Source organism: Aeromonas sp. 600886, assembly GCF_049174935.1.
Classification (GTDB): Bacteria; Pseudomonadota; Gammaproteobacteria; order Enterobacterales; family Aeromonadaceae; genus Aeromonas; species Aeromonas veronii_A.
On sequence record NZ_JAAKUB010000026.1, the window covers coordinates 1 to 26902 of the forward strand.

A 26902-nucleotide genomic window follows, 5' to 3' on the forward strand; every position below is an offset into this window, starting at 1 on the left:
TTCTTATTGCTAAGAAATCGTCTTGGTCACTTCACCAGACATTGAAAATCAAAAATTGTTTTTGATGTTCGATGCTGTGAGTGCCCACACAGATTGCTTGATTCAAATTGTTAAAGAGCGTCACGCTTGTCGCGTTGAGGAGGCACATATTACGCTCCTCACTTCGAAAGTCAAGCGATTGTTTTCGCTTTTCTTTCGGCGCCCACTTCACCAGGAAGCTGGCTCATCAGGTTGGCGTGTTCCGCCGTGCTGGTAGGGGCGCATTATAGGGAGCCGCGCCGGGATGACAAGAGGAAAACTGCAAAAAATGGCACTTTTTACAGTTTCCCGGCTCAACCGTTGTTTTATTAAACAAAAGCCCCGCATCGGCGGGGCTGTTTCGGGCAAAAAACCCTTAATTCACATCACACTGCTACCTTTTTGACCAGAATTCGCGGGCAAAGCTGCGCACCTTTTCCCAATCGGTAAATTCAATGTCCTTACTGGTGTCTGTACTACCACCGGTAATCTTCATGATCAGCTGGATGATGCGAGTCTGCCACCAGTTATAGCGGGAGTACTGCAGCGCGCCGGCAAACACCCCCAGGGTTTTCGGCTTCCAGGGGGAGAGGCGCAGGAACTTCTTCATATAGGCATTGGTTTGCGGCGTCTGCTTCTCTGGTTTGCGGGCCGTCAGGTTGACACAGAAGAAGGCCGCATTGGCCACCTCCAGCTGCTCCTGATGAGCGTGAATAAAGCTGAACAGGCTGGGGTGGAAGTTGCCATAACGAATGGAGGCGCCGATCAAGACCTTGGCATACTTGCTGAGGTTGCACATCGGCAAGGTGTGCAGGTCGTGCATCACCACTTCGCATCCCGGCATCTGCTCCAGCATGACATCGACTATTTTGCGGGTTTGGCCATCCCGAGAGGAATAAAGCACCAGAATCTTGTCCATAACAACCTCAACTACGCCAGAATGCAGGAGTAAACAGTACCAGAAGCGTAAAAATTTCCAATCGACCAAACAACATAGCCAACACCAGTACCCACTGGGCCGCCGGCGAGATATTGCCGAAGTTGGCTGATACCTCTCCCAAACCCGGGCCTACGTTGGTGAAAGCCGCAGCCACAGCGGTGAATGCGGTCACTTCGTTCAGTCCCGTCATCAGCAAAAGCAACATGAACATAAAGAAGAGAATAATATAGGTGGCGAAGTAGCCCCACACCGCCTCGACGATACGCTCGGGCACAGCCCGATTCCCCAGCTTCAAGGTATAGATGGCTCTGGGGTGAACCAACCGCTTCAACTCGCGCATCCCCTGCATGAACAGGATCATAAAACGCATCACCTTGATGCCACCGCCGGTACTGCCCGCACAACAGCCGATAAAGGCGGAAAACATCAGCAGCATGGGCAGGAACGAGGGCCAGTCGGCATAAGTAGTTGTACTGTAGCCGGTGGTAGTACCCAGAGAGACCGCCTGGAAAAGACCGTGGTTGAGCGCCTCTTGCCAGGTGGCGTAGTGTCCGTGGGTCAGCAAGGCGACAAAGCAGATCATCACCAGGGTCGCCTGGATGGCCAGAAACACCTTGAGTTCAGAATCGTAAAGGTAGCGACCGAGCCGCACCGGACGGTGAGAGAAGACGGTAAAGTGGAGCGCAAAGTTCACGCTGGCCAGCAGCAGGAACACCACGGTAATCAGGTTGATGACCGGACTGTTGAAGAAACCGATGCTGGCATCGTGAGTGGAGAAGCCACCGACCGACAGAGTCGAGAACGAATGGCAGACCGCATCGAACAGCGTCATCCCGGCGAGCCAGTATGCCAGCGCACAGAGCGCGGTCAGCAGCAGATAGATGAACCAGAGCGCCTTGGCCGTTTCGGCGATGCGCGGCGTCACCTTGGTATCCTTCACCGGCCCCGGGATCTCGGCGCGATAGAGCTGCATACCCCCGATCCCCAGCAGTGGCAGAATGGCCACCGCCAGTACAATGATCCCCATCCCCCCCAGCCACTGCAGCAACTGGCGATAGAACAGGAACGCCTTGGGCAGATTATCAAGCCCGGTCAGTACCGTTGCGCCAGTGGTGGTCAGGCCGGAGAACGATTCGAAGAAGGCCTCCGAGACCGACATGTCCGGCACGTCGCTCATGATGAAGGGCACAGCCCCCACACTGCCCAACACGGTCCAGAACAGCACCACAATCAGAAAGCCCTCTTTCGAGCGCATCTCCTTCTTGTGGTAGCGATTGGGAAACCAGAGCACCACGCCGAGCAGCAGGGCGATCAGAAAAGAGCTGACGAACTCGGCACCACCACCATCCCGATAACCAAAGGCCACCAGTGCAGGCAAAAGCATGGTCGAGCTGAACAGCGCAACCAGCAGGCCAACAATGCGAATAATGCTCAGAATGTGCATTACAGCTCCCTTTCCCCAATTAAAGAGCGATGGATTCTAGCCATCTAAGGGGCTGAGGGATACCCGCCCATGAGTCCGGTCGGTCAATTCACGGCCCACCTGAGCCCAAACCGAGGACTCCCAAGCCACCTGCAAGGTGACCTGCTGACCGTAATCCGCCGCCAGCAATTCGCCATTATGGCTGCTGATCAGCGACTCGACAGTCCCCATGTCACCGTAATCGCAGTGAATGAGAGAGGGAGTGCGCGGCACCTTGAGCAGGGTGGGCAGCTGCTTGAGGGCGGCTCCGACACCGCCCCCATAGGCTTTGACCAGTCCACCGGTACCAAGCTGGACACCACCGTAGTAACGCACCACCACGGCACAGATTTCACCGATCCCCGACCCCATTAGCTGGGCCAGGATCGGCTTGCCCGCGGTACCGGACGGTTCGCCATCATCGCTGAAGCCATAGACCTGGCTATCTTGCGGCGCGCCAGCCACAAACGCCCAGCAGTGGTGTCGAGCGGCCGGATGTTGACGCTTGATCTCGTTGACCCACCCCTTGGCCACCTCGACGGTCGGGGTGTGGGCGATCAGGGTAATGAAGCGGCTCTTCTTTATCTCTTCGGTCAACTCCAGCGGGGCAGCCGGAATGGAGTACGCTGCCGCCATCAGAGCCCTGCTTGTCTGGTCATGTTCTCCACCCCGTTGGCGTGCAGCACTATGTTGTCTTCGATGCGGATGCCGCCGAACGGACGCAGCGCCTCCACCTTGTTCCAGTTGACCCGTTTACCCTGTTCGCCCTGACGCAGCGGCTCCAGCAAACTGTCGATGAAGTAGAGCCCCGGCTCGATGGTGAACACCTGACCCACCTCCATCACCCGGGTGCAGCGCAGATAGGGGAACAGCTCGGGCGCCGCCAGATGGGTGCCGCGCTCATCCTGCATGAAACCGCCCGCATCGTGCACCTGCAAACCGAGGAAGTGGCCGAGGCCGTGAGGGAAGAAGACGTTGGTCACCCCGGTGTTGATCATCTCGTCCACCGACATGTCCACCAGCTCGGTCGCTTGCAGCAGGCGCGCCAGCTTGTGGTGCATCTGCAGATGCAGCTCGCTGTAGCGACGACCCGGTTTGATCTCCTTGATGATCTCCTGCTGCTGCTCGTCGAGTGCTGCAATGAGGTCGGCAAACTCGCCGCGGCGCCACGCCCAGGTGCGGGTGATGTCGGAGGCATAACCGTGGAAATCGACACCAGCATCGATCAGGAAGGAGTGGCGCTCCGCATCCGGCACCCGCACGGCAGACAAATGGGTGTAGTGAAGGATGGCCGCGTTGCGGTTGATGGCGACGATATTGCCGTAGGGCGCCTCATTGGCTCCCTGCCCGACCGCCTTCATGTAGGCCAGATTAATCTCGAACTCGCTCGCCCCCGCCATAAAAGAGTCCTTGGCCGCGATATGACCACGGACACCGATACGGTTCGCCTCGCGCAGACACTCCAGCTCGTAGGGGGTCTTGTAGGCGCGGTGGTAGTGCAGGTAGTTGAGCACCGCCTCCGGATTGGGCTGGGTCAGCCCCAGCAGCTCAGCCACTTCCAGATGACCGCCCAGATAGGCCCACTCCTGCTTGTTGGCAGGTAGATGGTCGGCCACCTGTTCCGGCCGGGTCAGGAAACGGATATCGAAGAACTCGACCCAGAAGGCATTGGGCAGATCCGCTACTTTGTGCCAGAAATCCACCGGGCGGTAGAACAGCAGGATTGGTTTGTTTACCCCGTCCACCAGCAGCCAGCAGTGGGGATTGTCCAGCACCGGCAACCAGGCCTTGAAGTGGGGGTTTACCTTGAACGGGTAATCCTGATCATCGAGGAAGATGCGGTGAGTCTGGCCGGAGTGGATGGCCAGTCCGCTGAGCCCCTGTTGTTGCAGAATGTCGTGGGTGCGCTGCTGCAAGGTATCGAGGTGCTGGGCAAAAAGTTGGCTGTAGCTGCTCATGGCGTCCTGCTCCGAGGTGAATGTGATTGCAGCATAACATCAAGCGCTTGGCGGCTCGACCCGTCAAGCTGCCGCTTCGTGAGGTAACGCATACGTTACAAACGTGTTTGTTATCAACACAAAACCAATCATTAACAAATCAAAAACAATTCAATACACTGCCGGTAGATACATGAAGTCAGGGATTACTCATGGACAACCTCTGCCTGTGGCAACCGGATCCGCTCGGGATGCAGCAATCCAACCTCTACCGTTTTATGGCGGAGGTGAACCGTTTCCACGGCTTGCAGTTGCAGAACTATCCGCAGCTTTATCAATGGTCGGTGGAGAAGACCACCCGTTTCTGGCCGCTGGTATGGCAGCACTGCGGCGTCAAGGGCGAGCTCGGCAACATAGTGGCGGAGAATCGTCAGGATATGCAGCGCACCCGCTGGTTCCCCGACAGCCGCCTCAACTTCGCCGAAAACCTGCTGCGCCGTCAGGACGAGAGCCCGGCCATCATCTCCCGCATCGAAGGGGGTCCAAGCCGTACTCTTAGCTGGGGTGAACTGAGTGATCAGGTGGCCCGGCTGGCTCAGTGGCTGCGTCATCAGGGGATTGGGCGTGGCGATGTGGTCGCCGCCTACCTGCCCAATATTCCGGAAACCGTGGTTGCCATGCTGGCAACCACCAGTCTGGGGGCAATCTGGACCTCCACCAGCCCCGACTTTGGCGAGGCCAGTGTGGGGGAGCGCTTCGGCCAGACCCAACCACGAGTGCTGTTTGCGGTGGATGGCTATCGCTACAACGGCAAAGCTATCGACATTCAACAGAAGGTCGCCAGCGTGGTGAGCCAGATCGGCAGCATAGAGCAGACGGTGATGATCCCGCTGCTCGGCAACCCGCTGCAGCTTGGCCACGACTGGCAACAACTGCTGGCGAGCCAGCCGGACGCCGGCCTCCAGTTCGAGCCAATGGCTTTCAACGATCCGCTCTATATCCTCTACTCCTCCGGCACCACCGGCAAACCCAAGTGCATCGTGCACGGCATCGGCGGCACCCTGCTGCAACACCTGAAAGAGCACCAGCTGCACTGCGACATCAAGCCGGGGGAGCGGATCTTCTACTTCACCACCTGCGGCTGGATGATGTGGAACTGGCTGGTGAGCGCCCTCGCCTCCGGCGCCACCCTGGTGCTCTATGACGGCTCGCCGTTTTACCCGGATGGCAATGTGCTGTGGGATCTCGCCCGTGACGAGCAGGTCAGCTTGTTCGGTACCTCGGCCAAATATCTTGATGCGCTGCACAAGCAGGGCTACACCCCCATCAAGAGCCACGATTTGCCGCACTTGCGGCTGATCTGCAGCACCGGCTCCGTGCTGTCGCCGGAGGGGTTCGACTACGTCTACCAGCAGATAAAGCAGGATGTGCAGCTCAGCTCCATCTCAGGCGGCACCGATATCTGCTCCTGCTTCGTCATCGGCAACCCGCTCAGCCCTGTCTATCGCGGCGAGAGTCAGGGGCGCGGCCTTGGCCTCGCGGTGCAGGTATTCAACGAAGCGGGCCAGCCGGTGCAGGGGGAGAAGGGCGAACTGGTCTGTACCAAGCCGTTCCCGGCCCAGCCGGTGGGCTTCTGGGGAGATGAAAGCGGCGACAAGTACCACGCCGCCTATTTCGAGCGGTTCGACAACATCTGGTGCCACGGCGACTGGATCGAGCTAACCCCGACCGGCGGCATTCTGTTCTACGGCCGCTCCGACGCCACCCTCAACCCGGGCGGCGTGCGCATCGGCACCAGCGAGATCTACCGCTACGTCGAACAACTCGACGAGGTGGAGGAGAGCATCGTCATCGGCCAGCAGTGGCAGCAGGACGAGCGGGTGGTGCTGTTCGTCAAGCTCAAGGTGGGTTGCAAGCTGGATGAGCCGCTGCGCGAGCGGATCCGCCAGCAAATAAAGCAGCACTGCACCGCCCGCCACGTGCCCTCCCGCATCCTGCAGGTGGATGCCATCCCCCGCACCAAGTCCGGCAAGATCGTCGAACTGGCAGTGCGGGAAGTGGTGCACAATCGGCCGGTCAACAACACCCATGCCCTCGCCGATCCCGAGGTGCTTAACCAGTATCGCAACCGGCCTGAACTGGCCAGTTGATAGCAAACTCACATCTATCCGGGGCGCCGCAAGGCGCCTCTCTTTTGCCCGTTTTGTGATGAAGAGCTTTTACTCGAGATCTGTTAAACAAATGTTTTAAATAGGTGTTGAAAATGTCTCCTTTTGGATCAATAGTGAGCCTCGCCCCCTGCTGGGGATTAAGGAGCACCACTCCCCACTGAGTGGGAACAAGGAGACACTCTCATGATCTACCAAGGCGAAACCCTGTCGGTCAGCTACCTCGAAAACGGCATCGCCGAGCTGAGGTTTGATGCCCCGGGTTCAGTCAACAAGCTGGATCGCGCTACCCTGCTCTCCCTGAGCGAAGCGATCGCCGCATTACAACAAGAACGTGAACTAAAAGGTCTGATCCTCACCTCCGGCAAAGACGCCTTTATCGTCGGTGCCGACATTACCGAATTCCTGGAACTGTTCGATCTGCCGCAAGAAGATCTGCTCGGCTGGCTGAAAAAGGCCAACGACATCTTCAATGCCATCGAAGATCTGCCTGTTCCGACCCTCTCTGCCATCAAGGGCCACGCCCTGGGCGGCGGCTGCGAGACCATTCTCTCCACCGACTTCCGTCTGGCTGACACCAGCGCCAAGATTGGCCTGCCCGAGACCAAACTCGGCATCATGCCGGGCTTTGGCGGCACAGTCCGTCTACCGCGGGTAATCGGCGCCGACAGCGCGCTCGAGTGGATCACCACCGGCAAGGATTACCGTGCCGATGACGCCCTCAAGGTGGGCGCCATCGACGCCGTGGTTGCCCCGGACGCACTGCAGAGCGCTGCGCTGCAGATGATCAAGGACGCCATCGCGGGCAAGCTGGATTGGCAGAGCCGTCGTGCCGCCAAGAAAGCCCCGCTGCGCCTCTCCAAACTGGAAGCCATGATGAGCTTCACCACCGCCGCCGGCATGGTTGCCGCCGTAGCGGGCAAACACTATCCGGCGCCGATGACTGCGGTGAAAACCGTCGAGGCCGCCGCAGGTATGGGCCGTGACGAGGCGCTGGCCGTCGAGGCACAGGGCTTTATCAAGCTGGCCAAGACCGATGTCGCCAAGGCACTGGTCGGTATCTTCCTCAACGATCAGCACATCAAGGCGCTGGCCAAGAAAGCGGCCAAGCAGGCGAGCAAGGCCACTAACCACGCCGCCGTACTGGGTGCCGGCATCATGGGTGGCGGCATCGCCTACCAGTCTGCCAGCAAGGGCATTCCGGCGGTGATGAAGGACATCAACGAGAAGGCGCTGGCACTTGGCATGGGTGAAGCCACCAAGCTGCTCAACGGCCAGCTCGAAAAGGGCCGCATCGATGGCATCAAGATGGGCCAGGTGCTCTCTGCCATCACTCCGACCCTCAGCTATGACAACGTCAAGCATGTGGACGTCGTGGTCGAAGCCGTGGTCGAGAATCCCAAGGTGAAAGCCGCCGTACTGGGCGAAGTGGAAGGCATTATCGGTGACGACGCCGTGCTCGCCAGCAACACCTCCACCATTCCCATCTCCCTGCTGGCCAAGGGGCTGAAGCGCCCGCAGAACTTCTGCGGCATGCACTTCTTCAACCCGGTGCACCGCATGCCACTGGTGGAGATCATCCGCGGCGAGCAGACCTCCGATGAAACCATCAACCGCGTGGTGGCCTATGCCGCCGCCATGGGCAAGTCCCCGGTGGTGGTCAACGACTGCCCGGGCTTCTTCGTCAACCGGGTGCTGTTCCCCTACTTCTTCGGCTTCAACAAGCTGGTTGCCGATGGTGCCGACTTCGCCGCCGTCGACAAGGTGATGGAGAAGGAGTTCGGCTGGCCCATGGGCCCCGCCTACCTGCTGGACGTGGTCGGCATCGACACCGGCCACCATGCCGGTGATGTGATGGCGCAGGGCTTCCCGGCGCGCATGAGCAAGGAAGGCCGTACCGCCATCGACGTGATGTACGAGGCGAGCCGCTTCGGTCAGAAGAATGGCAAGGGCTTCTACGCCTACGAGGCCGACAAGAAGGGCAAGCCGAAGAAGGTGGCCGACGCCGCCAGCTACGAGCTGCTGACCCCGATTGCCAAGCCGAAACAGGATTTCGACAAGGACGCCATCATCGCCCGCATGATGATCCCCATGATCAACGAGGTGGTGCTCTGTCTGGAAGAGGGCATAGTCGCCACCCCAGCCGAAGCCGACATCGCGCTGGTCTACGGTCTGGGCTTCCCTCCCTTCCGCGGCGGCGTGTTCCGCTATCTGGACACTATCGGTCTGGATCGCTACGTGGCCATGGCCGACCAGTATGCCGACCTGGGCCCGCTCTACCGCGTCAGCGACAAGCTGCGTGAGATGGCCGCCCAGGGCAAAACCTTCTACTGATTGCGGAAAGGAGATCCATTCATGAAAGACGTAGTCATTGTCGACTGTATCCGGACCCCGATGGGCCGGTCCAAGGGCGGCGCCTTCCGCAACGTGCGTGCAGAAGACTTGTCCGCGCACCTGATGAAATCCATCCTGCTGCGCAACCCCAACCTCGACCCGAACGAGATCGAGGACATCTACTGGGGCTGCGTGCAGCAGACCCTGGAGCAGGGCTTCAACATCGCCCGCAACGCCGCCCTGCTGGCCGGCATCCCGAAACAGGTGGGGGCGGTCACCGTCAACCGGCTGTGCGGATCCTCCATGCAGGCGCTGCACGACGCCTCCCGCGCCATCCAGGTGGGTGACGGCGACATCTTCATCATCGGCGGCGTCGAGCACATGGGCCACGTGCCCATGAGCCACGGGGTGGACTTCCACCCCGGCATGGCCAAGTCCGTGGCGAAAGCCTCCGGCATGATGGGGCTGACCGCCGAGATGCTTGGCAAGCTGCACGGCATCAGCCGTCAGCAGCAGGACGAGTTTGCCGCCCGCTCCCACCGCCGCGCTCACGCCGCCACCGTGGAAGGCCGTTTTGCCAAGGAGATCGTCGGGCTGGAAGGGCACGACGCCAGCGGCGCCCGCTTCTTCTACGACTACGACGAGGTAATCCGCCCGGAGACCACGGTCGAAACCCTGAGCCAGCTGCGCCCGGTGTTTGATCCGGTCAACGGCACCGTCACCGCCGGCAGCTCCTCGGCCCTGTCCGATGGCGCCGCCGCCATGCTGGTGATGAGCGCGGATCGCGCCAAGGCCCTCGGCCTCACGCCGCGCGCCAAGGTACGTGCCATGGCCATCGCCGGCTGTGACGCCGCCATCATGGGTTACGGCCCGGTGCCAGCCACCCAGAAGGCGCTCAAACGTGCCGGTCTGACCGTCGGTGATATCGACCTGTTCGAACTGAACGAGGCGTTTGCCGCCCAGTCCCTGCCCTGCGTGAAGGATCTGGGTCTGCAGGATCTGGTGGACGAGAAGGTAAACCTCAACGGCGGCGCCATTGCGCTGGGTCACCCGCTCGGCTGCTCCGGTGCCCGCATCTCCACCACCCTCATCAATCTGATGGAGGAGAAGGATGCCACCCTGGGGGTTGCCACCATGTGTATCGGTCTGGGTCAGGGTATCGCCACCGTGTTTGAACGGGTGTGATAACCAACCGGATCGACGGGATGCACTACTGAGAGTTGTCCCTTTTCGGGGCCAGTCTGACTGGCCCCTTTTCAAGTCTGTGACGAGCGCCACTCGGGGTGCTCGTCAGTGGTCAGAAGCTGTCTGTTGGCCGTCCCGTTTGGGTCGGCCTTTTTTCGTTTTAATCTTATCAATAGGCTGTTATTGCCTTAAACCTCACATTAGATAGGGGGCTTGCTTGCTTTTTACTCCCCCGACAGGTTCAATCTGCACAAAAAAATGGGTGGATGCACATACATATGTCAATGAGCAAACAACTGCTGATCGTCGATGACGACCAAGAGATCCGCGAGCTGCTCAATGAGTACCTGACCCGGGCGGGCTTTCAGGTATTGACGGCGGCGGAGGGCAACGAGATGCGCCAGCAACTCGCCCAGCACAGCCCGGACCTGATTATTCTGGACATCATGATGCCCGGCGAGGACGGTTTTACCCTCTGCCAGCAGATCCGTCGTGATTCCCAGGTGCCCATCATCATGCTGACCGCCGCCTCCGACGAAGCGGATCGGGTGATCGGCCTGGAACTCGGTGCCGACGACTATATCGCCAAGCCGTTCAGCCCCCGCGAACTGCAGGCCCGCATCAAGGCGCTGCTGCGCCGCGCCGAATTCCGCCAGCCGGAAAAAGAGAAAGAGCCGAGCCGCCGCCTGCGTTTTGCCGAGTGGACCCTCGACACCCTGAGCCACCAGTTGACCCATGACGATGGCAGCCTGCTGGATCTCTCCGGCAGCGATGCCATGCTGCTCGGCATGTTCCTGCAACAGCCCGGCGTGGTGCTGGATCGAGACACCATCTCGGATGCCACCCGCGGCCGCGAAAGTCTGCCGATGGAGCGCGGCATCGACGTGCAGATCAGCCGTCTGCGCCAGAAGCTGGGCGACAACGGCAAGAGCCCGCGCATCATCAAGACCATTCGCGGTAGCGGCTACATGCTGATTGCCGAGGTGCACGAGCTGCCATGAGCAACAAGTGGTCCTGGGGGGCGCTGGTGCCCCGCTCCCTGTTGTCACGGATGATCCTGCTGCTGTTGCTGGCCATCCTGCTCTCCCAGACCATTCTGACCGGCATCTGGATGCAGCAGATCCAGAAGCGGGAACTGGAGGGGATGCTCAGCACCACCCGCAACCTCGCCATGTCTGCCGCTTCCACCGTCAACTTCTTCAAATCCCTGCCGCTGCAGTATCGCCATATCGCGCTGGACCAGCTGCGCAACATGGGGGGCAGCCGCTTCTTCGTCTCGCTCAACGAGGAAGAGATCCACATCAACGCCATCCCCGACAGCGAACGCAAGACGCAGGTGCTGGAGGAGGTTCAGGGAGTGCTGACCCGCAAGCTCTCCGACGCCATGGCGATCAAGGTGGACTTCTCCCGACCCGATGACCTCCACGTCTTCAACAACGACACCTTGCTGGCGGATCTCCCCTCCTCCTGGGCCCGCTACACCCTGTCGCTGGAGCCGCTCAATCCACCGGTACTGGTGACCCAGATCGAGATTGAAAAGGGGGAGTGGCTCTATCTGGCGGCCCTGCTGCCCGCCCCCTACATGACCCTCGACGATACCGTGATGCCGAGCAATCAGGTGCGCTTTATCGCCCTGATGACGGTGTTCCTCTGCTTCTTCACCTTTATGCTGGTGCGCTGGCAGACCCGCCCGCTGCGCCGTCTCGCCAAGGCGGCGGTCAATCTGGGCAAGGATATCGATCAACCCTCGCTCAAGGAGGAGGGTGCCTCCGAGATCGTAGCGGCGACCCGTGCCTTCAACATCATGCAACACCGCATCCGCCGTTATATCGATGATAGAGAGCGGCTGTTCAGCTCGATTTCCCACGACCTCAAGACCCCCATCACCCGACTGCGACTGCGGGTCGAACTGCTCGACGACGAGGTGCAAATCGCCAAGTTCAACAAGGATCTCGACGAACTGGAGCTGATGGTGAAGGGGGCGCTACAGACGGTCAAAGAGACAGATATTCACGAGAATATCGAGGAGATCGACATCAACGCCCTGCTTGAACAGATGGCGGAGTCGATGAACCTGCACGACGAGCGACTGACCATCGAAGGGCACTGCAAGTGGCCCTATCGCGGCAAGCTGCTGGCGCTCAAGCGCTGCATCGGCAATCTGGTGGACAACGGTATCAAGTACGGCCAGCGGGTTCGCATCATCATCATGGATGACGAGGAGATGCTGATCCTCTTCATCATGGATGAGGGCCCCGGCCTGCCGGACGATCAGTTCGAGCGCATCTTCGAGCCCTATTACCGGCTCAGCACGGATCAGGCCGGCACCGGCCTCGGCCTTGGCATCGCCCGCAACATTGCCCACGCCCACGGCGGCGATCTGGTGCTGGAAAACCGTCCGCAAGGTGGCCTGCAGGCCACGCTCTCCCTACCAAGGCAGTAACCTTATGAAGTGGTTGTCTTTTTCTGTCATCGCCCTGCTCTCTGCTCCCGTTGCCGCCTCCCAGGTGGAGGTACTGCACTGGTGGACATCCGGCGGCGAAGCGAAAGCGGTCGAAGTGCTCAAATCCGAGTGGACCAAACAGGGCAACCAGTGGAACGACTTCGCGGTACAGGGCGGCGGCGGCAAGAGTGCCATGACGGTATTGAAGAGCCGGGCGCTGGCGGCAAACCCGCCCGAAGCGGCCCACCTCAAGGGTTACGAGCTCAAGGAGTGGGCCGGACTCGGCTTTTTGCGCGATCTTAGCCCGATGGCCGAACACCTCGGCTGGTACGGTCAGATGCCGCCCATGGTGCGTGCCACCCTCAGCCAGAATGGTGCCCTGATGGCGGTGCCCACCGGCATCCACCGGGTCAACTGGTTGTGGCTCAACCGCAAGGTGTTCGAGCGCAACAAGCTGACTCCGCCCACCGACTGGGCCCAGTTTGTCACCGTCGCCGACCAGCTTAAAAAACGGGACATCACCCCGCTCGCCATCGGCAACGAGCCTTGGCAGCTGGCGGTACTGTTTGAAACGGTGGCACTCGGTGAGGGCGGTAAAGAATTCTATCGCAAGGCGTTCCTCGAGCAGGACAGCGCCACCCTGACCGGCCCCGACATGGTGCGGGTGCTGATCCGCTTCCAGCAGCTGCGCGCCTATGTGCCGCAAAAATACGCCGGTCTGAAGTGGCATCAGGCCACCAATCTGCTGGAGAGCGGTGGCGCCGCCATGCAGGTGATGGGGGACTGGGTGAAGGGGGAGCTGAGCGCGGGCAACTATCGGCCGGGTGAGGATATCGCCTGTCTGCCGAGCCCGGGCAGCGCCGGGCTATTCAGCTACAACCTCGACTCCATCGCCATGTTCAAACAGCGGGATCCGGCCCAACTGCAAGCGCAGGGCGATCTGGCCCAGCTGCTGATGACGCCGAAATTCCAGGAAGAGTTCAATCGGGTGAAGGGGTCGATCCCGGCGCTGACCAATCCCGACATGAGCAAGTTCGACCGCTGCGCCGTACGCTCCTATCAGGACTTCCTGCTGGCGGAAAAGCAGGACAACCTGCTGCCCAGCATGGCGGAAGGGATGGCGACGCCGACCAATATGCGGCAGGCGATCCTCGATGTGCTGAGCAACTTCTTCAACGACCCCAAGGCCAACCCGGAGCAGACGGCGCTGCATCTGGAGCGGGCGATGCGCTCGACCCGCTGATCCGGGCACATTGCCAAACGGCAGAAATGACAAAGGCGGAATTGCTCCGCCTTTGTTGTTGAATCGTCATCCGATTCAGGATTGATCGTTCTCGTCCTCATCCTCGTCATAGTAATCGCTGAGCTCGATCCAGAGCCCCAACCCGACCATCACCATAGAGCCGAACCAGGTACCGGTATTCCCGATCGGGCTGCCCATCACTATCATGGCGAAGGACAAGAACCCCATGCCTGCATAGGCTTGTAATCTGCCGTAGGAGACCTGCATATTCACCTCCTTGTTGAATATGGTTCAATTTTTATATTACTCGTCCGACGCAAGCTGGATAGGGCCGAATAACATTTCGGTTACATATGCTGGTTAATGGGGTGTTTGTTTGATTATTTTTTAGCCCTGAGTATCATTGGCAGCCGAATAGGTTGAAGGTTGATAATAGATGAGTGATTTATTCTGCGATGCGACCCACGAGTTGGACGCAATCGGGCTTCGTTGCCCGGAACCCGTTATGATGGTTCGCAAGAAAGTGCGGCTGATGGCGGATGGCGAGACCCTGCTGGTCAGCGCCGACGATCCTTCAACCACCCGCGACATCCCCAGTTTCTGCCGCTTTATGGATCACACCCTAGTCGCCAGCGAGACAGAGCAGGCCCCCTACCGCTATCTGATCCGCAAGGGTCAATAAGCCCCCGTACCGGAGCACTCCATGACAACCATTACCCGAATCGGCACCACCCAGCGTTGGTCAGACGTGGTCATCCACAATGGCACCCTCTACGTGGTGGAAGTGCCCGTCAGCGAAGAGGCCGACATCCACCAGCAGACCCGCGAAGTGCTGGCAAGCCTGCAACGCCTGCTGGAAGCCAACGGCTCCGGCGTCGACAAGATCCTGATGGCCAATATCTATCTCAAAGACATTCAGGACATCGCTGCCTTCAACGAGCAGTGGGATGCCTGGATCCCGGCTGGCACCGCACCCGTGCGTGCCTGCGTACAAGCCCGCCTCGCCCACGAAGGCTACAAGGTGGAAGTGCAGCTGACTGCGGCAGTCTAAGAGGCGCTTATCCCCCTCATCCCCGCCCCTTCTCCCACGAGGGGAGAAGGGAGCAAGCAACAAGGCGTCATTGCTCGCCACGGCGCCAATAGAAAGGCCCCGCCATCACTGGCGGGGCCTTTTCGTTACCGAAACCTGAACGACTTAGGCGGTCGGGGTCAGGGTAATGGTCACGCGGCGGTTCTGGGCTTTGCCAGCAGCGGTGCTGTTGGTAGCAACCGGCTGATCCGGGCCCACGCCGGTGGTGGAAATGCGGCTACCTGCTACGCCCTGACCAATCAGCTGGGCGGCAACGGCATCGGCACGATCCCGGGAAAGCTTCATGTTCAGATCGCGGGAACCGGTGCTGTCGGTGTGACCGACCACGTTCAGGCGGGTCTTGTCGAACTCGGCAACGACCATGGCCACGCCGGAGAGGGTGTTGGCACCGGCCGCTTTCAGCTGGGAGCTGGAGCTGTCGAAGGTGACGTTGTTCGGCATGTTGAGGATCAGCTCATTGCCATTGCGGGTCACGCTGACGCCGGTGCCCTGCAGTTTCTCGCGCAGCTTGGCTTCCTGCACGTCCATGTAGTAGCCGATACCGCCACCCAGCGCCGCGCCGGCAGCAACGCCGGTCAGGATGCCCTTCTTGCGGTCACCCTTGCTGGAGGAGAGCGCACCTACGGCCGCACCGGCAGCGGCGCCAGCCAGCGCGCCCCAGGCACCTTTGGAGGTCTGGGATTCACCTGTGTAGGGGTTGGTGGTACAGCCGCTCAGGGCAACGGTCAGTGCCAGAGCAGGCACCAGGATCTTGGCTCGCATGAAAAAACCTCTGTGAAAACAATCCGGCACCATGCCGGGGGCCGGATTGTAACGCGCTGGCACGCCATTGTCTGACGCAAGCCTGAACAGACGGCGAGAGTGGTGTTTTTTTGGGCAATCGGCGGGTTATCAGCGCGGTAACTGACACTCGGCATGGCAAGGACAGCTGACCAGATGATCGTTCACCATCCCCACCGCCTGCATAAAGGCGTAACAGATGGTGCTGCCGACGAAGTTGAAGCCGAGCTTCTTGAGCGCTTTCGACATGGCATCCGACTCCGGTGAGGTCGCAGGAATATCGCCGTTGCCCTGCCGCTGGTTGACGATGGGGGCGCCGCCAACAAAGCCCCACAGGTAGTCGGCGAAGTCGATCCCCTGCTCCTGCAACGCCAGATAAGCGCGGGCATTTCTGATGATCGACTGCACCTTGAGCCGGTTACGGATGATGCCGCTGTCCTGCATCAACCGCTCTACATCCTGCTCGTCGAAGCGGGCAATCTGCACCGGATCAAAGTCGGCATAGGCGCGGTAGTAGCTCTCGGTGCGCTTGAGGATGGTGATCCACGACAGCCCCGCCTGCTGGCCGTCGAGGCAGAGCTTGGCAAACAGCTCGCGCGAGTCATAGACCGGCCTGCCCCACTGTTTGTCATGGTATTCAATGTATTCCGGGTCCTTGGTCACCCAGGCGCAGCGCAGTTCCATTTCCTCTCCCTCGTTATTTCAGCGGTTTGCCCGACCCTGCCCACTCTGCAGGCGGCACTGCTCACATCATATACCGGACATCCCGCCCGACCAGCCAGGGCGCAGCACCATCCCGCGAATCCGCTGCAATTTCGCCTATTATCCGACCATGCCAGACGGTATACTCCCTCGGTTCACATTCAGCAAATCTTGCTCTGATTTTCACTTCGCGCGAAAAAAATTATGCAAAAATTCGATGTCAAAACCTTTCAGGGCCTGATCCTGCAGCTGCAGGACTATTGGTCCCGCCAGGGCTGTACCATCATTCAGCCGCTGGATATGGAAGTGGGTGCCGGTACCTCCCACCCCATGACTTGTCTGCGTGCCCTGGGCCCGGAGCCCATCGCCTGCGCCTACGTGCAACCGTCCCGCCGTCCGACTGACGGCCGCTACGGTGAAAACCCGAACCGCCTGCAGCACTACTACCAGTTCCAGGTGATCATCAAGCCTTCCCCCGACAACATTCAGGAACTCTATCTGGGCTCCCTGAAAGAGCTGGGCATGGATCCCGAGATCCATGACATCCGCTTCGTGGAAGACAACTGGGAAAACCCGACTCTGGGTGCCTGGGGTCTGGGTTGGGAAGTGTGGCTGAACGGCATGGAAGTGACCCAGTTCACCTACTTCCAGCAGGTTGGCGGCCTCGAGTGCAAGCCGGTCACCGGCGAGATCACCTACGGTCTCGAGCGTCTGGCCATGTACATTCAGGGCGTGGACAGCGTCTACGATCTGGTCTGGTCTGACGGCCCGCTGGGCAAGACCACCTACGGCGACGTGTTCCACCAGAACGAAGTGGAGCAATCCACCTACAACTTCGAACACGCCGATGTGGAGTTCCTGTTCCACTGCTTCGAGCAGTACGAGAAGGAAGCCCAGAATCTGCTGGCACTGGAAAAACCGCTGCCGCTGCCTGCCTACGAGCGCATCCTCAAAGCCGCTCACTCCTTCAACCTGCTGGATGCCCGCAAGGCCATCTCGGTCACCGAGCGTCAGCGCTACATCCTGCGCATTCGCACCCTGACCAAGGCCGTGGCAGAGGCATACTACGCCTCCCGCGAAGCGCTGGGCTTCCCTATGTGTCAGCGCAGTGAGAACAAGCAAGGTTAAGGAACGGACATGGCACAACATACATTTCTGGTAGAGATCGGTACTGCTGAGCTGCCGCCCAAAGCCCTGCGCTCCCTGGCCGAAGCCTTTGCCGACAACTTCAAAGCCGAACTGACCAAGGCCGATCTGGCCTTCGGCGACGTCGAGTGGTTTGCCTCACCGCGCCGTCTGGCGCTGAAGGTAAGCGAGCTGGCCGGCGAACAGCCGAGCAAGAGCGTCGAGAAGCGCGGCCCGGCCGTAGCGCAGGCGTTCGATGCCGAAGGCAAGCCGACCAAGGCTGCCGAAGGCTGGGCCCGTGGCAACGGCATCACAGTTGAGCAGGCCGAGCGTCTGGTCACCGACAAGGGCGAGTGGCTGGTTCACACCGCCAAGGTCGAAGGCCGTCCGGCCAAAGATCTGCTGGGCGAGCTGGTTAGCCAGGCGCTGGCCAAACTGCCCATCCCGAAAATGATGCGCTGGGGCGACAAGACCATCCAGTTCGTGCGTCCGGTCTTCACCGTGACCCTGCTGCTGGATGGAGAGCTGGTGCCCGCCCACATTCTGGGTATCGACTCTGCCCGCACCATCCGCGGTCACCGCTTTATGGGCGAGAGCGAGTTCACCATCGACAACGCCAGCCAGTACCCGCAGATCCTGCAGGAGCGCGGCATGGTGATTGCCGACTTTATGGCGCGCAAGGCCAAGATCAAGGCTGACGTCGAAGCGGCCGCTGCCGCCTTCGGTGGCGTGGCCGACCTGGACGACGCCCTGCTGGAAGAAGTGACCGCACTGGTCGAGTGGCCTGTGGTGCTGACCGCCAACTTCGAAGAGAAGTTCCTGGCCGTGCCGGCTGAAGCGCTGGTGCACACCATGAAGGGTGACCAGAAGTACTTCCCGGTCTACGACAAGAACGGCAAGCTGCTGCCGAAGTTCATCTTCGTCACCAACATCGAGTCCAAAGACCCGAGCCAGATCATCAGCGGCAACGAGAAGGTGGTTCGCCCCCGTCTCTCTGACGCCGAGTTCTTCTTCAAGACCGACCTCAAGCAGACCCTGGCCTCCCGCCTGCCGCGCCTTGAAACCGTGCTGTTCCAACAACAGCTGGGTACCGTCAAGGCCAAGGTCGAGCGTATCGAGACCGTCGCCGGCTTTATCGCCGAGCGTATCGGCGCCGACGTGGCTCAGGCCAAGCGTGCCGGTCTGCTCTCCAAGTGTGACCTGATGACCAACATGGTCGGTGAGTTCACCGACACCCAGGGTGTCATGGGGATGCACTACGCCCGTCACGATGGCGAAGACGAAGCAGTGGCCGTGGCCCTCAACGAGCAGTACATGCCGCGCTTTGCCGGTGATGCCCTGCCGTCCGGTCTGGTTGCCTGCGCCGTCGCGCTGGCCGACAAGTTCGACACCCTGGCCGGTATCTTCGGCATCGGCATGCTGCCCAAGGGTGACAAGGACCCGTTCGCCCTGCGTCGCGCCGCCATCGGTGCCCTGCGCATCATGACCGAGAAACAGCTGGATCTGGATCTGGTTGAACTGGTTGAAGAAGCGGTACGCGTCTACGGCGACAAGCTGACCAACAAAACCGTCGTTACCGACGTGGTCGACTTTATGCTGGGCCGCTTCCGCGCCGCCTATCAGGACGAAGGCATCGGTGCCGACGTGGTGCTGGCCGTACTGGCCCGCCGCCCAACCCGTCCGCTCGACTTCGATCGTCGCGTCAAGGCCGTCAGCCACTTCCGCACTCTGGATGCCGCACTGGCACTGGCTGCCGCCAACAAGCGCGTGAGCAACATTCTGGCCAAGGTCGAAGGCGAACTGCCGACTGCCGTCAAACCGGAACTGCTGGTCGATGCCGCCGAGAAGGCGCTGGCTACCCAGGTTGCCGAACTGCAAGCCGAACTGGCCCCGCTGTTCGCCGCCGGTGACTATCAGGCTGCCCTCACCCGTCTGGCCGCCCTGCGCGAGCCGGTTGATACCTTCTTCAACGAAGTGATGGTGATGGCCGACGACGAAGCCCTCAAGGCCAACCGTCTGGCACTGCTGAACAACCTGCGCAACCTGTTCCTGCAAGTCGCGGATATCTCCCTGCTGCAGTGATCTTGGTTGGGTTAGTGATATAAAAAACGGCGCCGTAAGGCGCCTTTTTTTGTTTTTGATCACATAAACATCAATGCTATTTCATATGGAGGCTTCCTCACTTGACCATTACAAGTTATATGGAGGATATTAATATTAGCTTTGTTTTTCTGGGAAAATACAATGACTATTGTTGAGGCGATAAAAGAAGTTCTTAGCTTAAATAACAAACCAATGACCTCACAGGAAATATATAGTGAAATCATATCTAGAGGGCTATATGAGTTTGGAGCAAAGCAACCAGAATCTATTGTAAACAGTAAGTTACGAAAGCATTGTTTTGGATTGGACTTTCCATCCTCTAGTCCTGCAAAGCATTTTATAATATCTAGTAAGAATGGAAAGATAACTAAATACTTTATATTTGAAAACCTCCAGCAACAGAAGTTACTGAGCAAAAAAGAAGTCACCGAAACAAGTACGGATAAAATTCCAGAAGAGAAACTCCATGATGCATATCGGGAGCATATCAATAATGTTAAATCCCTTCTACTAGAAAGAATTCTAGCATCTGACCCTGCATTTTTTGAAAGGCTAGTTGTTGATCTATTACTGTCAATGGGTTATAGCGGAAACTCCCCAGATGCAGGATTAGTTAGTGGATCTCCTGGAGATGGTGGCATTGACGGCGTGATAAAAGAAGACAAACTTGGTCTAGATAAAATATATATTCAAGCCAAGAGATATGCAGAGAAAAGCATTGGAAGACCCGATGTACAACAATTTGTTGGCGCAATGGAAATGTCCAAAAAGGAGTTTTCATCACAACGTCGTCATTTTCAAAAACTGCCATTGAGTATGCAGCAAAACAACAAAAAAGTATTATTTTAGTAGATGGAATTCTTTTATGTGACTTAATGATTAATCATGGTGTAGGAGTGTCAACTATTAAAAACTACTCCACATTTAAAGTTGACAATGACTATTTTGAAGATGATTGAAATTTTTGATCGTAGGTTCGATTAGCCGTCAGGCGTAATCGGACATTCGCGTAAATGGATTCTCCCGCCATAACGGCCAGCCTAATTCCACCCTCCGGTTGGCCGACACGGTTACACGGCAACAACCGTAATCAAAGCCTCTCGTTCGTCCGATTACGCTTCGCTAATCGAACCTACAGGGGGGTGATGAGCTGTTATCATTTGAGACAGTGCCCAGCGCAGCCACGCCCCAAGAGGAGAGTCATGGATATACCTGCCGCCCCCGCCCCGTCCATCTGCCAGCTGTGTCAGGAGAAAGCAGAGCTCGGCTTCGACTTCACCATGGCTTTTCAGCCCATCGTCGATTGCAGCCAGCGCACCATCTTCGGCTATGAGGCGCTGGTGCGGGGGCTCCACAACGAGCCGGCGCAGAGCGTGATTGCCCGGGTCAACGACGACAACCGCTACCGCTTCGATCAGCTGTGCCGCATCAAGGCCATCGCGCTGGCGGCCCGACTCGGGATGAAGGGGATGCTGAGCATCAACTTTCTGCCCAATGCGGTCTATCGCCCGGAGCGCTGCATCCGCACCACCCTGCAGGCGGCCCGCGAGCACCACTTCCCCATCGAGCAGATCATGTTCGAGCTGACCGAGGTGGAGCAGGTGCAGGATAGCCAGCATCTTCGCGGCATCGTCGATCACTATCAGGCCCTCGGCTTCAAAACGGCGATCGATGACTTTGGCGCCGGTTACTTGGGCCTCAACCTGCTGGCCGATTTTCATCCCAACATCGTCAAACTCGATATGCACCTGCTGCGCGGCATCGACCAGGACCCGACCCGACAAGCCATAGTGCGCCACTGTCTGGCGCTGTTTGCCGAGTTGCAGATCACCCCGCTGGCGGAGGGGATCGAGACCCGCGAAGAGATGGCCTGCCTGCGGGAGATGGGCATCAACCTGATGCAGGGCTACCTGTTCGCCCGCCCCGGCTTCGAAACCCTGCCCGAAGTGGATTTCGCCAGCTTATAAGCCAGTCGGTCTGCACTGCCTCCCCCTCAGCCCACTCCCACCCGAATATGAAAACGGACACCCGAGGGTGTCCATGTGCATACCCTATGACCTTGCGCCATGGTCACACAGTCACCCTCCCCGGTTAATGGGTCAGCTGTGGCAACAGTTGCAGCAGGTGAGCCCGTATCGCCAGCGGCGTCTGGCTAACCCAGATCTCCAGCAGGCCATACGCGAGCAACGGCAGCACCAGCAGCAACAGGCAGAGCAGCCCCAGCAAACGGCTTGGTGCAAGCCGCTTCACCTTGCTGCCAAGGTGCAGGGCCTCGACCCGCTTGGGGCAGGCGGCCACGCAGCTCAGGCAGCCGGTGCACTCCAGGCTGCGTACCGCAATAAGCTGGTGCACCGCAATGCGCGATGGACAGGCCCGGCTGCACTTGTCGCAGTCATGACCCTGGCTTCGCAGGCAGCGGGCCGGGTCACGGCGAATGCGCAGCGGCGTCAGTAGCCCCAGCAGGGCGAGCCAAGCGCCATAGGGGCAGAGGTAGCGGCAGAATCCCTGACGAAAGGTCGCGGTAAGCAGCAACACCCAGCCGAGGCACAGACCCGAGATCAGGGTCAGGTTGAAGAAGAAGGCCCCCATCTTCATATCCGCCGCCTGATGGTAGGGGCTGGTGAAGTAGCCGGGCAGGGCAGCAGCCGGCACCGCCAGCAGGATGATGAAGAGCAGAAAGCCGAGCACCAGAAATTTCTGGGTGCGCAGGGCAAGATCCAGCCAGCGAGGCGGGCTCCACTCCCCTGGCAGCAACCGGTGGCGCAGGCCATGCAGCCACTCCCCCACCAGCCCGAGCGGACAGAACCAGGCACAGAACGCCCGCCCCAGCAGCAGGGCCGACAGGGAGAGCACCAGTACGCTGACGGTGGCCGCCGGATGGTGGGGATCCACCAACCCCTGCGCGAACCAGGCCCGCAGCCCGAGGCCACCGGCGATGGGCAGGAAGGCATCCACCACATCCGGGCGCTCCAGCCAGGGGCTCATCCCCTGTCCCAACTGCCAGATATGCAGGCTGTATTGCACTGTGACCAGCCCCCAGCAGAGCAGCAGCAGATGGCGAGTGCCTGCCCGCAACTGCTGACTGTCGATCGCCCCGAACACGGGCAGCGGCCGCCTCTGATGCCGGAGGGCAAGCACGGCGGTGACCGTCCCCAGTGCGAGCCAGAGCAGGCTGTCCGCCGCCAGCAACCAGACCAGCCCCAGCAGGCCGAGCGCAAGACGCCCCGGCCAGCCGGTGCGCACCTGCCACGCCAACAACACCAGATAAACCATACCGGCCACCATGGTTATCGCTTCAATCACGCTCATGCATCCCCCACTGCCTACATCCGGATCCGGCAGCAAGGATAACTAACATTTGAGTTGATTATTTTGATCTGCATGGGCCGAGGGAGGAGTTATGGCCAATGCCTCCCTCGCAGGCTCTCCCCTCTTTCAACGACACGCTGCCTCATCAGCCAGGCACTAGCCGCGGGCACGGTGGAGGTGGTAGTCAACGTGATAGTCGTTGGCATTACGGAACATGATGGAGTAGTTGAGGAACTCTCCGCTCTCGCTGTATGAGAGTGAGGTAAGCCGCAGGATAGGGGCCCCCTGCTCGATATGGAGCAGCTCGGCAGTAGCCCGATCCGCCAGCACGGCACTGAAGCACTCATAGTTGCCCGCAATCGCGATGCCGCACTCCCGTTCGATGTAGTCGAATTTGGACCCTTCCAGATGGGCGACCGACAGATTGCGAAACAGTCTGACCGGCATGTAGCTCTCTTCCAGCAGCAGAGCCCGACCATCCACCGAGCGGATCCGGCTGGAGTAGTAGACAGGTTCATTCACCTTCACCCGCAGCTGACTGGCGATGGCCGGTGGCGCAGGCATGGTGCGAAATTCCAACACCTGGCTGGTCAAAGTACGCCCCTGCTCGCGCATCAGTTCGGTAAACCCGCTCAGCCCTTTGGTCTCATGCTGGACATCCTTTTTCGTCACATAGGTGCCGCTGCCGTGGCGCCGCTCGACCAATCCCCACTCGATCAACATGTCTACCGCTTTGCGAATGGTCATGCGGGAGACGCCATACTGTTCTGCCAGCGCTTTTTCGCCCGGCAACACATCACCCACCCGGCACTCGGCACCGTTTACCCTGATCCTGAGTCGATCAGCCACCGATTTATAGATCACTGCTAGACATCTCCTGTGGTCACAACGCCAACCATCTTATTCTGAATCAAGTGACTAAATTGCTTAAAAACAATAACTTAACTTTCAACTAAAGCTGCAAGAACATCACGAAACCAAGAGGTACAACAATATCGCAAAAGTTAGACATCTTTGTCTAAATAACTGCATGCGTCAGATCACATTATTCCAAGATATTTCATGAGGTCTCTTTTTATCGTTGCTAATTTGCATCAGGCAACACCGGCAAGGATTCGATTAGCTATTTCAACCAAGGGACAATATATGCTCAGTCAAATTCAACGTTTTGGCGGAGCAATGTTCACTCCTGTACTGCTTTTTCCTTTTGCAGGTATGGTAGTAGGCATTGCAATTATGCTGAAAAACCCGATGTTTGTCGGTGAATCACTGGCAAACCCACAAGGATTATTCTTCCAGATCATCCATATTATTGAAGAGGGTGGCTGGACAGTATTCAGGAATATGCCGCTTATATTTGCGATTGGCCTGCCAATCGGTCTGGCAAATAAGGCACAAGCCAGAGCCTGTCTGGCTGTATTGGTCAGTTTCATGACCTGGAACTATTTTATCAACGCCATGGGCATGACCTGGGGCAGTTATTTCGGGGTCGACTTCAGTCAGGATGTAGGGGGTGAAAGTGGCCTCGCCATGGTAGCGGGGATCAAGACCCTGGATACCAGCATCATAGGAGCCATCGTCATCTCCGGCATCGTGACGGCACTGCACAACCGCCTGTTTGATCGCCAACTGCCGGTCTTTCTCGGCATCTTTCAGGGCAGCTCCTTTGTCACCATTGTCGCCTTCTTCGTGATGATCCCCTGTGCCTGGCTGACACTGCTCGGCTGGCCAAAAGTACAGATGGGCATCGCCTCCCTGCAGAATTTCATGCTGGTCTCGGGTCCGGTCGGGGTGTGGGTATACACCTTCCTCGAGCGGATTTTGATCCCGACCGGCCTGCATCACTTTATCTACGGCCCCTTCATCTTCGGCCCAGCGGCAGTAGAGGGAGGCATTCAGCTCTACTGGGCGCAGCACATGCTGGAGTTCAGCCAGAGCACTCGCCCGCTGATTGAACAGTTCCCTCAGGGTGGCTTCGCCCTGCACGGCAACTCGAAGATTTTCGGTGCCATGGGGATTGCTCTGGCCATCTATGCCACGGCAGCCAAAGAGAACAAGGCCAAGGTGGCAGGCCTGCTGATCCCGGCCACCCTGACCGCCATTCTGGTCGGTATCACCGAGCCGCTGGAGTTCACCTTCCTCTTCATCTCGCCTCTGCTGTTTGCCATCCACGCCCTGCTGGCAGCCACCATGTCGACTGTGATGTACCTGTTTGGTGTGGTCGGCAACATGGGTGGAGGTCTGCTCGACCAGTTCCTGCCGCAGAACTGGATACCCATGTTCCACAACCATGCGGGAATGATGTTCACCCAGATCGCTATCGGGTTGGTCTTTACCGGAATCTGGTTCCTGATATTCCGCGCGCTGATTATCAGACTCAATCTTAAAACACCGGGCCGGGAAGACAGTGAAATAAAGCTTTATTCCAAGTCAGATTATCAGGCAGCCAAAAACCAGCGTGGCAGTGATAGTGCAACACAAATTATCGAAGCGCTTGGTGGAGTCAAAAATATACGCAGTCTGAATAATTGTGCCACCCGCTTAAGAATATCGCTGGTTAACAGCAAGCTAGCCGCTGCAGATGAGGAGTTTATTAAATTAGGGGCCCATGGTGTCGTCCGCCATGGCGATAGTATCCAGGTAATTATCGGTCTGCATGTACCTCAGGTACGTGAAAATATGGAATCGATTATGAACAACAGTCATCAACAATCATCTTTAGTAATGGAGTCATGATCATGAAAAAATTCTCTGTAGTCATTGCCGGTGGTGGCAGCACTTTTACTCCTGGTATCGTTCTGATGTTGCTGGAAAATCAACATCGCTTCCCGCTCAAGGAGATCAAATTCTACGACAACGATGGTGCCCGTCAGGAGATCATCGCCGAAGCCTGCAAAATCCTGCTGAAAGAGAAGGCTCCCGAGATCGCCTTCAGCTATGGCACCGACCCCAAAGCAGCGTTTAGCGATGTAGATTTCGTCATGGCCCATATCCGGGTTGGCAAATATCCGATGCGCGAGCTGGACGAGAAGATCCCGCTGCGTCATGGCGTGGTCGGTCAGGAGACCTGCGGCCCGGGCGGTATCGCCTATGGCATGCGCTCCATCGGCGGAGTGCTGGAGCTGGTCGACTATATGGAGCAGTACTCACCCAATGCCTGGATGCTCAACTACTCCAACCCGGCCGCCATCGTCGCCGAAGCGACCCGTCGCCTGCGTCCCAACGCCAAAATCCTCAACATCTGCGACATGCCGATCGGGATCGAGGGGCGCATGGCCCAGATTGCCGGTCTCAAATCCCGCAAAGAGATGCGGGTACGCTATTACGGCCTCAACCACTTTGGCTGGTGGACCCGCATCGAGGATCTGGAAGGCAACGACCTGATGCCGAAGATCAAGGAGCACGTCGCCCGCCACGGCTATGTGCCCAACAGCACCAGCCATGCCGAAGCAAGCTGGAACGATACCTTCGCCAAGGCAAAGGATGTGTGGGCGCTCGACCCGGATACCCTGCCCAACACCTATCTGAAGTACTACCTCTACCCGGACTATGTGGTGGCCCACTCCAATCCGGAACACACCCGTGCCAACGAGGTGATGGAGCACCGCGAGAAGCAGGTCTTCACCGCCTGTAGCGACATCGTCAGGGCAGGTAATTCAGCAGCGGGCGAGCTGGAGATCGATGAACACGCCTCCTATATCGTTGACCTGGCAACCGCCATTGCCTTCAACACCCAGGAGCGGATGCTGCTGATCGTTCCCAATCGCGGCGCCATCCCCAACTTTGACCCGGAAGCCATGGTCGAGATCCCCTGCCTGGTCGGCAGTAGCGGGCCAGAGCCGTTGCAGGTGGGCAGCATCCCGCTGTTCCAGCAGGGCATGATGGGCCAGCAGGTCGCGGTCGAGAAACTGGTGGTCGAAGCCTGGGTCGAGCACTCTTACCAGAAGCTGTGGCAAGCGATCACCCTATCCAAGACAGTGCCCAGTGCATCGGTGGCCAAGTCCATTCTCGATGACTTGATAGAGGCCAACAAAGCCTACTGGCCGGAACTGAAATAAACCGC

The 26902-nt window shown here is 58.8% G+C and carries 22 protein-coding genes and 1 pseudogene; 14 read left to right on the forward strand and 9 right to left on the reverse strand.

Going from position 1 to position 26902, the window contains the following annotated elements; all coding sequences use genetic code 11:
- Nucleotides 1-412: 412 nt before the first annotated feature.
- Genes hemG through pepQ form a run of 4 tightly spaced genes read right to left on the reverse strand, consistent with a single transcriptional unit; the run spans nt 413 to nt 4378 of the window.
- Nucleotides 413-937: a menaquinone-dependent protoporphyrinogen IX dehydrogenase gene (gene hemG / locus G5179_RS17380; RefSeq protein ID WP_005339483.1), complete on the reverse strand. Its 525-nt coding sequence runs from the start codon at nt 935-937 to the stop codon at nt 413-415.
- 7 nt (nt 938-944) lie between these two features.
- Nucleotides 945-2402, reverse strand: coding sequence for a TrkH family potassium uptake protein (locus G5179_RS17385; RefSeq protein WP_005339482.1), 1458 nt, complete (start codon nt 2400-2402; stop codon nt 945-947).
- Between the two features lie 36 nt (nt 2403-2438).
- Entirely contained in the window at nt 2439-3056 is a 618-nt protein-coding gene (locus tag G5179_RS17390) for a YigZ family protein (protein ID WP_421258807.1), read from the reverse strand.
- A complete protein-coding gene (pepQ, locus tag G5179_RS17395; RefSeq protein WP_421258808.1) occupies nt 3056-4378 on the reverse strand; it encodes a Xaa-Pro dipeptidase in 1323 nt (440 codons plus the stop codon). The genes G5179_RS17390 and pepQ overlap by 1 nt, the downstream gene beginning before the upstream one ends.
- Before the next feature lie 191 nt (nt 4379-4569).
- Between pepQ and G5179_RS17400 the strand changes: the two genes are divergently transcribed.
- From G5179_RS17400 to G5179_RS17425, 6 genes are all read left to right on the forward strand, one after another.
- Complete coding sequence (locus tag G5179_RS17400) at nt 4570-6507, forward strand: acetoacetate--CoA ligase (RefSeq protein ID WP_421258809.1); 1938 nt, start codon at nt 4570-4572, stop codon at nt 6505-6507.
- A 204-nt stretch (nt 6508-6711) separates the two neighbouring features.
- Complete coding sequence (fadB, locus tag G5179_RS17405; RefSeq protein WP_421258810.1) at nt 6712-8859, forward strand: fatty acid oxidation complex subunit alpha FadB; 2148 nt, start codon at nt 6712-6714, stop codon at nt 8857-8859.
- A gap of 21 nt (nt 8860-8880) precedes the next feature.
- On the forward strand, nt 8881-10044 hold the full coding sequence (gene fadA, locus G5179_RS17410) for an acetyl-CoA C-acyltransferase FadA (protein ID WP_005342451.1): 1164 nt from the start codon (nt 8881-8883) through the stop codon (nt 10042-10044).
- Nucleotides 10045-10322: 278 nt separating this feature from the next.
- Nucleotides 10323-11045 (forward strand): response regulator, encoded by a 723-nt coding sequence (locus G5179_RS17415; protein WP_005339475.1) that lies wholly within the window; start codon nt 10323-10325, stop codon nt 11043-11045.
- Nucleotides 11042-12487 (forward strand): ATP-binding protein, encoded by a 1446-nt coding sequence (locus tag G5179_RS17420; RefSeq protein WP_005339474.1) that lies wholly within the window; start codon nt 11042-11044, stop codon nt 12485-12487. The genes G5179_RS17415 and G5179_RS17420 overlap by 4 nt, the downstream gene beginning before the upstream one ends.
- Nucleotides 12488-12491: 4 nt before the next feature.
- Nucleotides 12492-13730 (forward strand): ABC transporter substrate-binding protein, encoded by a 1239-nt coding sequence (locus tag G5179_RS17425; RefSeq protein ID WP_421258811.1) that lies wholly within the window; start codon nt 12492-12494, stop codon nt 13728-13730.
- 75 nt (nt 13731-13805) lie between these two features.
- On the opposite strand, the gene G5179_RS17430 is transcribed toward G5179_RS17425, so the two are convergent.
- Nucleotides 13806-13997 (reverse strand): hypothetical protein, encoded by a 192-nt coding sequence (locus G5179_RS17430; RefSeq protein ID WP_005339471.1) that lies wholly within the window; start codon nt 13995-13997, stop codon nt 13806-13808.
- A 169-nt stretch (nt 13998-14166) separates the two neighbouring features.
- Between G5179_RS17430 and tusA the strand changes: the two genes are divergently transcribed.
- Both tusA and G5179_RS17440 read left to right on the forward strand, forming a co-directional pair.
- Nucleotides 14167-14412, forward strand: coding sequence for a sulfurtransferase TusA (tusA, locus tag G5179_RS17435; protein ID WP_005342448.1), 246 nt, complete (start codon nt 14167-14169; stop codon nt 14410-14412).
- Between the two features lie 21 nt (nt 14413-14433).
- The gene (locus G5179_RS17440; RefSeq protein ID WP_005355943.1) at nt 14434-14781 is read left to right on the forward strand and encodes a RidA family protein; all 348 of its coding nucleotides are present in this window, start codon (nt 14434-14436) and stop codon (nt 14779-14781) included.
- Between the two features lie 144 nt (nt 14782-14925).
- Here the strand turns inward: G5179_RS17440 and G5179_RS17445 are convergent, their stop codons facing one another.
- Nucleotides 14926-15582 carry an OmpA family lipoprotein gene (locus G5179_RS17445; protein ID WP_005339468.1) on the reverse strand — a complete coding sequence of 219 codons (657 nt, stop codon included), beginning with the start codon at nt 15580-15582 and terminating at the stop codon, nt 14926-14928.
- A gap of 129 nt (nt 15583-15711) precedes the next feature.
- Nucleotides 15712-16284, reverse strand: coding sequence for a DNA-3-methyladenine glycosylase I (locus tag G5179_RS17450; protein WP_047434822.1), 573 nt, complete (start codon nt 16282-16284; stop codon nt 15712-15714).
- Between the two features lie 222 nt (nt 16285-16506).
- On the opposite strand from G5179_RS17450, the gene glyQ reads away from it, so the two are divergent.
- The 4 genes and pseudogenes from glyQ (at nt 16507) to G5179_RS17470 (ending at nt 21497) form a co-directional block, all read left to right on the forward strand.
- Nucleotides 16507-17430 carry a glycine--tRNA ligase subunit alpha gene (gene glyQ, locus G5179_RS17455; protein WP_005339464.1) on the forward strand — a complete coding sequence of 308 codons (924 nt, stop codon included), beginning with the start codon at nt 16507-16509 and terminating at the stop codon, nt 17428-17430.
- A 9-nt stretch (nt 17431-17439) separates the two neighbouring features.
- Nucleotides 17440-19509 (forward strand): glycine--tRNA ligase subunit beta, encoded by a 2070-nt coding sequence (glyS, locus tag G5179_RS17460; protein ID WP_335838063.1) that lies wholly within the window; start codon nt 17440-17442, stop codon nt 19507-19509.
- A gap of 162 nt (nt 19510-19671) precedes the next feature.
- A pseudogene (locus G5179_RS17465) lies at nt 19672-20489 on the forward strand (restriction endonuclease).
- 243 nt (nt 20490-20732) lie between these two features.
- Nucleotides 20733-21497 (forward strand): EAL domain-containing protein, encoded by a 765-nt coding sequence (locus G5179_RS17470; RefSeq protein WP_421258812.1) that lies wholly within the window; start codon nt 20733-20735, stop codon nt 21495-21497.
- A gap of 124 nt (nt 21498-21621) precedes the next feature.
- Here the strand turns inward: G5179_RS17470 and G5179_RS17475 are convergent, their stop codons facing one another.
- Complete coding sequence (locus tag G5179_RS17475) at nt 21622-22839, reverse strand: 4Fe-4S binding protein (protein WP_421258813.1); 1218 nt, start codon at nt 22837-22839, stop codon at nt 21622-21624.
- Nucleotides 22840-22995: 156 nt separating this feature from the next.
- Complete coding sequence (locus G5179_RS17480) at nt 22996-23703, reverse strand: GntR family transcriptional regulator (protein ID WP_227341655.1); 708 nt, start codon at nt 23701-23703, stop codon at nt 22996-22998.
- A 282-nt stretch (nt 23704-23985) separates the two neighbouring features.
- Between G5179_RS17480 and G5179_RS17485 the strand changes: the two genes are divergently transcribed.
- Both G5179_RS17485 and G5179_RS17490 read left to right on the forward strand, forming a co-directional pair.
- Complete coding sequence (locus tag G5179_RS17485) at nt 23986-25575, forward strand: alpha-glucoside-specific PTS transporter subunit IIBC (protein ID WP_139438824.1); 1590 nt, start codon at nt 23986-23988, stop codon at nt 25573-25575.
- Entirely contained in the window at nt 25572-26897 is a 1326-nt protein-coding gene (locus G5179_RS17490; RefSeq protein WP_421258814.1) for a 6-phospho-alpha-glucosidase, read from the forward strand. The genes G5179_RS17485 and G5179_RS17490 overlap by 4 nt, the downstream gene beginning before the upstream one ends.
- Nucleotides 26898-26902 lie beyond the last annotated feature (5 nt).